A 10,734-nucleotide genomic window follows, 5' to 3' on the forward strand; every position below is an offset into this window, starting at 1 on the left:
CTGTTAGCCAGGGCATGTTCTTATTTTTTCGCCAGCACGAAGACGGTGCCCAGGATGAGGGCTGTGCCGAGGTAATCCAGCGGGGCAAAGCTGGCGTTCAGGAAGACCATGGAGAGGATGATGGCAGATAGGGGCTCGATGGAGCCCAAGAGGCTGGTTTCGGTGGGGGAGATGTATTTGATGCTGCCGAGATAGCAGCCGAAGGCAATGATGGTACCAAAGAGGATGATGTAGGCGTAGATGATGGCTGCCAGACTGTTCCAGGTGCCAGAAAACTGCCAGGGGGGACAGAGGGGCATCAGCGCAAGCCCGCCCAGCAGCATGCCCCAGCCGGTGATCAGTGTGGCCCGCCATTTGCGGATGAGGCGTTTGGGCTGGGTGGTGTAAAAGGCGGCGGCAAAAGCGGAGCCAAGCCCCCAGAGCAGTGCGGCAAGCGGAATCGACAGCGTATCGAGACGCCCATGGGTGACCAGCAGGAAGGTACCGCCTACGGCCATCGCCACGCAGAGGAATTCGCGGCGCGGCGGTATCTTGCGGGAGGAGAGGGCTGTATAGCCGATGATTATCACGGGCATCAAGTATTGCAGGATGGTAGCTGCGGCGGCATTGCCCTGCTGGATGCAGGCAAAATACGTATATTGTACGGCCAGCATGCCGAAGATGGAAAATAGCAGCACGTCGGGCCTGTCCTGCTTGTCTTTCCAGATGGACAGGATATTTTGCCGGTAGCAGCAGTAATCGATGAGCAGGAACAGGCAGCCAGCGAGCAGCATGCGGGATACCACGAGCCAGGCAGTAGAAAAGCCGCAATCTTGCAGCAGGTATTGTCCCGCCACACCGCTGCCGCCCCACATCGAGGCGCCGAGGCAGACCATGAGCAGGCCTTGTTTTCGTTTGGTCAAATCTTCATCCCCTTAGCAGGCAAATATCCTTGTGGTTAAAAAGTGCCACTTCTTTCGCAAAAGGCGATTACGCGTCATTGCGAAAGAAGTGGCATTTCGTTTATTTTTTCTTTGGATATACGCCGATGGTCAGTTCATTGATAAGCGGCAGCTTTTCGCCAAGCTTGCGGCAGAGGATTGCGTCGAGCATGGCGAGGATAAGAGTCGCAAAGTAGAAGGCAATGGCAATCGGTGCGGTCATGATGCGGCCGCTGTGTTGCAGCATCATGCCAAGATAGGTGATGGCCAGTGGATGGGCCAGATAGGCAAAATAGGAATGCCTGCCGAGCTGGTGCAGCAGCGGATTGAGGAAGCCTGGATAGCTTTGGTAAGTGAAAACCATAAAGAAGAACAGCGATGCTGCGATGGTGTAGAAGATGCCCGCCGGGCAGAGCTGATGCGCCGTGTTGATGGCCTCCAGCGGCGTGTAACCGGTCTTATCAATCAGCTTGTAGTAGTAGCCCATGAGGGCGGCAAAGCTTACCCAGAAGAAGGTCGTGATGCCAAGGGCGTGCTTTTTCATGAAGTTCATGAAGGCATCGATATGGACGGCCAGATAGCCGCCAAGTACGAAGATGAACACATAGTGCATGACCCAGTAGTTCAGGCGGTACATCAGGAATGGCTTCAAGATTGACCCGTCAGGCAGGCCGTAGACAAAGAGATTGAACCCCGTGGAGAAGCTCGACCAGTAGTCAAAGCCGATCTGGGCGAGCAGCAGCAGCGTAAGGCTTGCCTTGCCGGCATGACGCACCATCCAGATCCAAAGCGGCATCAGGAGGTAGAACCAGAGCAGGATGACAAGGAAGTAGAGCTGGTACTTCGCATTGCCGAAGAACAACAGGACGATGAGATGCAGCGGATCGGGAAAGCCCACGCCGTAGAGCCAGCCGTCGTGCAAAAGGTAGAGGAAGGACCAGACGAGATACGGCACCAGCACCGTCTTGAACCGGCGCTTTAGAAAAAAGCGGAAGTCGAAGGGAGCGGTTAGATCCAGATTATAGAACAGGCCGAACGCGGAAATGAAGAAGAAAATCGGCACACTGAAGCGTGTGGCGACCTCGAAGAGGGCGATGAGATCGGCGTTCGCCGCTGTATTGGCAAGGTATTGGGAGCCGACATGGATGCCGATGACGCCCATCATAGAGATTCCGCGGATGTATTCGATAGCTGCCAGCCGCGGTTTGCGCGGCCGGGAAACTGTTGCTGCTTGTTCTTGCATGAAAATAAAAACTCCTTACTGCTTGTATTGGTGGGATCAGTCTTCCAGAATGTAGTCAACGTGTACGCGTGCCGTGAGCGACAGGCTGCCCGGCTCGATGGTCGTAGCGGCAGCTGTTTTTGCGGCGGCAAGCATCATATTGTCATAGCGGCGCGATTCGAGATAGCCGGTGCTTTCGGATACGTTCTGGATGCCAACGATGTGTTTGCCAAGTCCCTTGGCGAGAATCTCGGCCTTGTCACGTGCGTCTTGAACGGCCTTCAGCAGGGCTTCCTTGCGGACAGTCTGGGTATTGTCGGCAGAAAAGTCGAGCGAATGGATTTCGTTGGCGCCAGCACCAAGGGCCGCGTCGATGACTTTACCGGTTTGCTTGATATCGCGGACGATGACGATGATGGAATTATTCACCGTATAGCCGCTGATCTCGTTGCGATGGTTCTCTGCCGTGCGGTAATTGGGATGGAACGAATAATTGTTGGTCTGGATATCCTTGGTTTCGATACCAAGTGCCTTGATGGCCTTGTTGACCTGCTCAGTCGTCCAGGCGTTATCGTTCTGTGCCTTGCCTGCATCGCTGGCCTGTGAGGTCACGCCGATGGTGACTGTGGCACGGTCGGGGGTGGCAATGCCGATGCCCTCGCCATCCACGGACAGGGTCGGCGGATTCTTGGCGGCAGGCGCCGCGGCGGCGATATTGGCCATCAGCACCATCAGGGCTGCGAAAATCAATACGATACGTTTGCTGTTCATAGGAACCTCCTTTGAAATCTTAGGAAAATTTTCCTTACTATCATATCATATTTTGCCCGGAAATGACATGTTTGTGCCGGTAGCGCGAGAGGCCTGGCTGTTTATGGTTTACAAGGTTACAGAAAAAGTTTTCCATATGGCAGGAGATTTGCTATAATTAGAAGAACATATAATAATATTCACAGATTATATGGAATTCTTACACCTAGGTACAATGGTAGATTGGAGTGCTTTAGTATGATGGCATTGAACTTCCAGGCAGCAAAACACAAAAAGATGCTCATGGAACGCACGAAAAACTGTACGGTACGTCTTGGCGATGTATCCAAACTCTATCCCGAAGGCTCTGTCGTATGGATTACGACGGGCAAGAAAGGCGAGCCGAAGCATAAGCTCTACTCGGCCTATCTCGACAAGGTTCGCGTCAAGACGATGGGCACGCTGACGTCCGACGATCTGGGGCATCAGAATCCGGAAATCAATTCCAAAGAGGAACTCGTGGCAGATTTCGAGAAAATATACAAACGCCGCATCCTTATGGAAGATACCGTGACGGTAATCTATTTCACCGAGGTACATGACGATTTATGATAAGGCAATGATATAACGCTATGGATATCAGAGGTGCAACAACTGCGTAGGCATGTTGTTGCACCTTTTTCTATCGGCAGGCGTAAAAAAAAATACAAAATTGTCAAAATAGACAGGAAAATCCAGGGGGGGAGAATCATATACGTATGTAGGATACATATCCACAATAGGTGGTGAACATAAGTCATGCAAGGATTAGGTGCGCTTATATTTTTCGGTTTACTCTATGTACTAATAAAAGGTGTTGGGTTGATGATAGGAGATGTTTTGGTAGCAGCATTCCCTGTAACATTTGCCGTAATTGGGATACTAGCCGCAGTAGTAGCAGTAGTTCATGAAGGGGGCTGTGGTTGTGGCTGTTTGGCAGTTATAGCTCTGATAATTGCATTGATATTCTTGTAGGGAGGAAGAGGAAATGGCAACGAAAAGAATCGAGTACATGTGTACCCACTGTGGGAAAAAGGAAATTCGCTTCGTGTCACTGGGGAAACCACTGCCAGGGAAATGTCCGCGCAAGCAGGGCAATAAGCCCCATACTTGGACGGTGAACCGGCGGCTGGAGAATTAAGAAGGGGAATGATGGTATGAGTTCGATTTTAGAAAAAGAATTAAATGAATGCAGATCTTTTGCGGCTAGAGGGCGTGAATTAGCGGAGAAAAATTTTTCTGATATAAAAACAATCTTAGAGAAAGTTGATGAAAAATTAGAACAGGCAAATCGTCAACAGAATAATCTTTTGCGATTTAAAAATACTGATTTAATGAATGAGCAACGTTTGCAGTTGGATAAATTGGAGAGAGGAATAGATTCGATACAAAGTGATATAGAAAGGTTGGAGAAAACAAAAGATTTTTCCATTGTTATTTATGGCAGGACTATGGCAGGTAAATCGACATTGATGGAAATTCTTACACATGGTAATGGTAAATCCATTGGTAAGGGGGCACAGCGCACGACATTGGATGTCAGAGATTATTATTGGCAGGGGCTAAAAATAACAGATGTTCCGGGGATTTGCTCTTTCGATGGCAGGGAGGATGATAAATTGGCCTTTGAGGCGGCTAAGGCAGCAGATTTAATTATTTTTTTGTTGACAGATGATGCACCGCAAGCAGGTGAGGCAGAATGCTTAGCACAACTGCGCAGCTTAGGTAAGCCGGTTTTAGGGATAATAAATGTAAAAATGGCATTTGATATAAATAATCAAAAATTATCATTAGCTAAATTAAAGAAACGCTTGGACGATAGGGGAAGAATAGATGATATATGTGAGCAGTTTAAGGATTTTGCCACTAACTATCGGCAAAATTGGAAGGATATAGTATTTGTTCCAGCACATTTACAGGCAGCGTATTTATCGCAAGCAGGTATTAATGATAGTCAGGAAGTATATCAAGCAAGCAATTTTTCAGAAGTAGAAAAATTCATCATAAAAAAGATACAACAGGATGGTAAGTTTATCAGCTTTAAGACATTTATTGACAGTACGGCTGTTCCTACACAGAGAATTATAGAGCATATTTATGGGCAAGCAAGTGAAAGTTTGCATAACTATTTAATATGGAAGGAGAAAGAAGAGGGATTAGATAAATGGGAAAGCGATTTCCAAACTAGAGCTGTTGAAAAAATGAGAGAAAATAATGAACGCTTAAAGTATAAAATGGATAGTGAGATAGATGCGTTTGTGGATAAAAATTATGAAAATGAAAAAGCTGGTGAGGCATGGATAGAATATGTAAAGGATATGCATATAGAGCAGGAATATATAAAAGTATTACAGGAGATAGCTGTAGAATGTGATGCCAAGAGAAGGGAGATGCAGGATGAATTACAGGAAAATTTGAAGATTTCACTGGACAATAATATAGAATGTGATGCTAAAATGGGGGACACAACGCCGATTGCAAAGTGGGTAGTAGCTATTGCACCTAATTTATTGATGCTTGTGCCAGGCGTGGGATGGGCTGCAAGAATAGGAATTGGTGTAGCAGGGTTGGGAATTTCATTGCTTATGGATGATAAAGAAGCAAAGATTAAAGAAAATAAGAATAAATTAAGAATGTCATTGTTAAAATCAAGCGATGGCATTCTGGAAAATTTTGATAAACAAATAAAACAGATATATAAAACTGAAATTATTGAAAAGAGAATAGATGAGTTAAAGAATACTGTACACGATATGTCGCGAATATTATTCTTCCTAGCCAAAGAACAAACACAGTTAGCTACAGAACTATGCGGAAAATATCAAGAGTTAAATCTTGAATTGTTACAGGAAGCAGTTGTATATTCGGAACAGGGCGGTTTTATGGGGGCAGATGTAAGTATAGCTAGAATTCCCGGGAAGGAATTTTATGCGATTGGCAAGCGTTGTAAACTGAATGAGGAACGTGTAGCTGAATTATTAGGTGAAGATTTGCTGTGCTGGACAACGGAAGCTGATTATAAGGAATGTGCTGTTACAATAGCTGGAAAGAATTCTCAGATATGTGATTATAACTGGGGAACAGCTGGAGAAAATATGCAGGCTTTAACAGTAGATGATATGAACAGGGAAAATGAAGTGATAATGGCTCAGCAAATTGCGAAAATGCCAGTGATAAGGAGAGTGTAGGTATGAAGCAATTAAATATAGGGGATTATAGCGAGAAAAACAAGGTGATTTTGAAGAAAATAAAAGCAAAGATTGAGGAATTGAATTTAGATAGTAGTGAATTGTGTGAAGCCTTGGATATAGATGATGAAAAGGTGAAAATTGTTTTTGTAGGGCAATTTAGCGCTGGGAAATCAAGTATAATCAAAATGTTGACCGGTGAAGATGTAGCGATTGGCGCTAAGATAACCACACAAAAATCAACTGTGTATCAATGGAAGGGGCTAGAAGTAATTGATACGCCGGGCATTCATACCGAATTGCGTTCTGACCACGATGTAATAACGTATAAGCAAATCAGCAAGGCTGCGTTACTGGTGTATGTTATTAGCAACGAAGGTTTTAGCCAGCATATAGGAGAGAATTTCCGTAAGTTGGCGATTGAGCAGCAAAGGGCCAATAACATGGTTTTGCTGGTTAATAAGATGGATAGGACACCATTGGGGAATGTACCAGAACAACAGCTGGTTATTGAGCAGGATTTAGAGAAAGTAACATCACCATATAAGCCAAGGGAGTTGTATCTGTCATTTTTGGATACAAATTCTTATTTTGAAAGTTTGGATGAACAGGATGAGGAATTAAAAGCAGAACTGTTAAAAGCAAGTGGTTATGAAGTGTTTATTGAGAATTTGAATCGGTTTGTAAAAGAGCACTCCTTGATAGGGGCTGTGACAAAACCTTTATATCATGCGAGAGATGTGATAGCAACAATAAGAGATGCCAATAATGTAACAGATGATAAAGATATTGCGAATTTGGAGAAAACTATACGCGGCAGAAGAAAACTTCTTATGCAAGGGAAAGAAAACTGCCAGCGAGCTGTGCGGGATATTGTGCGCACTTGCAGGGAAGAAATAAAATTAGCAGGACGAGAAGGTGCTGAAGCGGCAATCAATAGTACAAGTCAGATGGAGGCGGATAATAAAATAGCGGATATTAATGCAAAAATAGAAAATTTGATAATTAAATGCCAGGATGAAGTAGCTGAAAAAATAAAGAATTCTTTAGAGAATTTGGGTGAAGAGATATCTGAATATGATAACTCTGCTTTTGTGAAAACCGTAAGCGTGAATATCAGTGAACGTTTATCAGAAACACCGATTAATAGCCGCGGATTAGTTGTAAAGGCAATGGGAATGGTGGCACAAAGAGCAAAAGAAGCAGAGAACCCTGCATTGGAAGCTGTGGCAAAACCGGGAGCTGTAGCTTTAGCGGCCGGTAAAGCTGCGGATATGGCTGTGGCGGCTGTTTGCCCTGAATTGGCCTTAGGGGCACAGGCAGTAGGCGGCATTGGCGGCTTTGGCGGCTTTATCACCAAATTATTAACGCCTGAGCCGCCACTATGGCAAAAAGGTGCAGCATTTATGGGGAGAAATGCCGGGAAGATTGTAGGTGCTGGTGCAGCTGCCTTTGTATTATGGGCCGAGGTTAAAAATAACGAGGAACAGCAAAAACTCGAACAGGAAAAGCAAAAGAAAAAAGCTGAATTAGCAAAGAAATACAGTGATTTAAGTGATGATTTTCAAAATAAAATAATGGAGGAGGCTAATAAATTAATTGATGCAAGTATATTGCCAGCTATAAAAGTACAGAATGATGAACTGGCAAACATTGAAGAAGCCAAGGCACATGGAGATAAAGTAAGTAAAGAGCTGGGGCTTTTGTTGTCAGAGGTAAATAAGATTATCAGCGAATTAAAAGTGTAATTCCAAGTGGTAGTGCGGTTGAATGTAGCTGGGGGGTGCTGGCGGTGGATGGGAATGTGATACTAGCAATCGGCATCTTGGTCGTGATTGTTTATAAGCTCAGCAAGAAAGCCACTTTATCAGCACCTGTTAAGATGGTGCAGGATGACAAGTCAGACCGTCTTGCCAAGGGGCAGGAGGACTATGAGGATATTACGTATTCCGCCTGTCAGCTTCGTGACCGAGAACTGCGAGGGCTTGCTTTGGCTTTGCAGAAGCGGGGCAAAAGGATAATGACCTATCTGCGCCAGCATCCTCAGGCTTTGCCTGCGGCGCGGCAGTTTCTAGATTATTATCAGGACAGGACGGCGGCATTGTTGCGGCAATGCGTGACCTTGGAGCAGACGGAGCTTAATAACCCAGAGACGCAGAAAATTTTGTGTCAGACCAAGGAGACTTTGCAAGACTTTACCTTAGCTTATGAAAAGCAGTTCGCCAAAATCATGAATTTACAATTGAACGATATGGAGGCAGAGTTAAAGGTTGCTCGGCATATGCTGGAGGGAGATGGGATTGAACAGGGGATGGGGACGCAGATGGTAGAGATGGAAGAAGTTCCAGTGAAGCCTGCAGAGGACAATAACTGGCAGACGGCAAAAAAAATAGGCGTAGCGGCTTTGACGGTGTTAGGAGCAGTGGGGCTTTACAAGTTATTGGGGAATAAGAAGGATGCCCCGAAAGAATAACAACATAAAAGGAGGTCTGTTTAATCGGCCTCCTTTTTATGTTGCTATATGTCAATTGTTTCTAAATGTTTTATTGTCCCCAGGCAAAGGTTGCTCAGCGGTCGTTGGCTTTGGGCAGCAGCAGGGCAAATAGCTTGCCGCGCAGCGTGTATTTTTGCATTTCTTCGTGGAAGCTGTGTTCCTCGAGCAGGCGGATGCCGTCGGTCAGGTCAGCGATCTCCTGGGCGGAGTCGGTGCCGGAACGGAAATGGGCGTTGGTGCTTGGGCGATGATTGCCTTTAATTGGCGATCGAGCATGATGGTTCGGGCGACAACTCCCTCATGGGATAGAAATTTATCGTAGGGAGCCGTAATAACCTCCAATCGTCATATATGAGAATAAATATCAATACTTAGCCATATGCTACCATAAGCCAATGGATGTGTCAATGGGCAGGAGAGGGCGCTGTGGTTGGCGGTTAATCTGTTTTGCGGTAGAATATAGAGGTTGCTGAGGATTTATTGCTGGGAGGAAATGTTATGCTTCATATAGGTTGTCATTTGTCATCGTCGCGCGGGTATCTGGCGATGGGGAGGGAAGCTTTGTCCATGCAGGCCGATACGTTTGCATTTTTCACGCGCAATCCACGGGGCGGCCGCGCGAAGGAAATCGATGCGGCCGATGCAGCGGCTTTTTGTGATTTTGCCGCGGAACATGGCTTCGTGAAATTGGTAGCGCATGCACCGTATACGATGAATCCCTGTGCGGCCAAGGAAAATCTGCGCGTGTTTGCCCGTGAGATGATGGCAGATGATTTGCGGCGCATGGAGTACACGCCGGACAATTATTATAATTTCCATCCGGGCAGTCATGTAGGGCAGGGGGCAGCAGCTGGCATTGCGCTTATCACGGAGCAACTCAATGCGGTACTGCGTCCGGAGCAATCGACAATCGTACTGCTGGAGACAATGGCCGGCAAGGGGACGGAAGTCGGGCGGTCGTTTGCTGAGCTGCGGGCAATCCTTGACGGAGTAGAGCTGGGCGAAAAGATGGGCGTCTGTCTCGATACTTGCCATATCTGGGACGCAGGCTATGATATCGTAAACGATCTCGATGGCGTGTTGGCAGAGTTTGACCATACGATTGGACTTGAAAGGCTCAAGGCGGTGCATCTTAATGACAGCTTAAATGGCTGTGGCTCACATAAAGATCGCCATGCGCGGATCGGGGAAGGAGAGATCGGCCTTACTGCTTTGCAGCGGGTAGTAAATCATCCGGCGCTTCGTGGTCTGCCTTTCATTCTCGAGACGCCGAATGACCATGATGGCTATGCGCGGGAAATCCAATTGCTGCGCAGTTGATGTTCTTGCGCTTTTCAGATACTTTTCTTATAATAGGGATATCAATTTTGAAATGATGAGGTGTAACCGGTAATGAAGGATAAGAAACGTCTGTATGTGCTGGCTGGTGTAGTAGTGGCTGCCGCTGTGGCAGCTGGCGGTTATCTGTGGAATGGCTCGCAGCCGGCGCAGAATGCGCAGGTGGAGCACAACACTGCCACATCGGCGGAGCAGGCCAAGGAGCCGCAGGCTGTGAGCGATGAGAAGGCCAAGGCCGAGGAGGCAGCGGCCAAGAAGCAGAACCTGCCGGCCAAGGATGTTGTCGCGATGACCTTTGAGGGCACGAAAACCTACATTGTCGCAGGCTCAGTGACCGGGACAAAGACGGGAACGCAGTGGACCGCATCGCTTCGCCATGGTGAGGCTGGCAAGTTGTCTAAGGTCGAGTTCAAGCAGGATGGGGCAAAGCTTATGACGCGCAATGATGACGGTCCATGGCGTCCGGTTGATGAGATGGATCGCTCGATTTTCAACAAAATCCAGGAAATTGTAGGCAAATAGGAAAAAAATCAAAAAAGTTTCATTTTAGGTGTTGACAAGTCATACCCTTATCCGTATAATAATATTTGTCGCTGAGAGATACGGCGGCAAAAATGAAAACGGCCCGGTAGTTTAGTTGGTTAGAATGCCGCCCTGTCACGGCGGAGGTCAGGGGTTCAAGTCCCCTTCGGGTCGCCATTATGCGGAAATAGCTCAGTGGTAGAGCACCACCTTGCCAAGGTGGGGGTCGCGAGTTCGAGCCTCGTTTTCCGCTCCATTTTT

10 protein-coding genes and 2 tRNA genes are annotated in these 10,734 nt (G+C 46.8%); 9 read left to right on the plus strand and 3 right to left on the minus strand.

The features are described from left to right. Nucleotides 1-20 precede the first annotated feature (20 nt). The 3 genes from BM181_RS04375 to BM181_RS04385 form a co-directional block, all read right to left on the minus strand. A complete protein-coding gene (locus BM181_RS04375) occupies nt 21-902 on the minus strand; it encodes a DMT family transporter (protein WP_143092110.1) in 882 nt (293 codons plus the stop codon). Between the two features lie 100 nt (nt 903-1,002). Further along, nucleotides 1,003-2,163 (minus strand): acyltransferase, encoded by a 1,161-nt coding sequence (locus tag BM181_RS04380; protein ID WP_075442598.1) that lies wholly within the window; start codon nt 2,161-2,163, stop codon nt 1,003-1,005. A gap of 36 nt (nt 2,164-2,199) precedes the next feature. After that, nucleotides 2,200-2,913 carry an SIMPL domain-containing protein gene (locus tag BM181_RS04385; RefSeq protein WP_075442599.1) on the minus strand — a complete coding sequence of 238 codons (714 nt, stop codon included), beginning with the start codon at nt 2,911-2,913 and terminating at the stop codon, nt 2,200-2,202. A 237-nt stretch (nt 2,914-3,150) separates the two neighbouring features. Here BM181_RS04385 and BM181_RS04390 point away from each other — a divergent pair, with 237 nt between their 5' ends. The 9 genes from BM181_RS04390 to BM181_RS04435 all read left to right on the plus strand — a co-directional run bounded on the left by BM181_RS04390 (nt 3,151) and on the right by BM181_RS04435 (nt 10,729). Next, nucleotides 3,151-3,504 carry an ASCH domain-containing protein gene (locus tag BM181_RS04390; RefSeq protein ID WP_075442600.1) on the plus strand — a complete coding sequence of 118 codons (354 nt, stop codon included), beginning with the start codon at nt 3,151-3,153 and terminating at the stop codon, nt 3,502-3,504. 415 nt (nt 3,505-3,919) lie between these two features. After that, a complete protein-coding gene (locus BM181_RS15250) occupies nt 3,920-4,072 on the plus strand; it encodes a hypothetical protein (protein ID WP_177207162.1) in 153 nt (50 codons plus the stop codon). A gap of 16 nt (nt 4,073-4,088) precedes the next feature. Then, nucleotides 4,089-6,119, plus strand: a complete 2,031-nt coding sequence (locus BM181_RS04400) for a GTPase (protein WP_075442602.1) — start codon at nt 4,089-4,091, stop codon at nt 6,117-6,119. Nucleotides 6,120-6,121: 2 nt separating this feature from the next. Then, nucleotides 6,122-7,867 (plus strand): GTPase, encoded by a 1,746-nt coding sequence (locus BM181_RS04405; protein ID WP_075442603.1) that lies wholly within the window; start codon nt 6,122-6,124, stop codon nt 7,865-7,867. Nucleotides 7,868-7,911: 44 nt separating this feature from the next. Beyond that, the gene (locus tag BM181_RS04410; RefSeq protein WP_075442604.1) at nt 7,912-8,592 is read left to right on the plus strand and encodes a 5-bromo-4-chloroindolyl phosphate hydrolysis family protein; all 681 of its coding nucleotides are present in this window, start codon (nt 7,912-7,914) and stop codon (nt 8,590-8,592) included. Nucleotides 8,593-9,111: 519 nt separating this feature from the next. Further along, a complete protein-coding gene (locus BM181_RS04420) occupies nt 9,112-9,933 on the plus strand; it encodes a deoxyribonuclease IV (protein ID WP_075442605.1) in 822 nt (273 codons plus the stop codon). 72 nt (nt 9,934-10,005) lie between these two features. After that, nucleotides 10,006-10,473, plus strand: coding sequence for a hypothetical protein (locus BM181_RS04425; protein WP_075442606.1), 468 nt, complete (start codon nt 10,006-10,008; stop codon nt 10,471-10,473). A gap of 100 nt (nt 10,474-10,573) precedes the next feature. Beyond that, a tRNA-Asp gene (locus tag BM181_RS04430) sits at nt 10,574-10,650 on the plus strand. A 4-nt stretch (nt 10,651-10,654) separates the two neighbouring features. Then, nucleotides 10,655-10,729: transfer RNA gene (locus BM181_RS04435), tRNA-Gly, on the plus strand. The last annotated feature ends 5 nt before the right edge of the window (nt 10,730-10,734 follow it).

It is taken from the genome of Pseudoselenomonas ruminantium (assembly GCF_900113715.1).
In the GTDB taxonomy this organism is placed as follows: Bacteria; Bacillota; Negativicutes; order Selenomonadales; family Selenomonadaceae; genus Selenomonas_A; species Selenomonas_A caprae.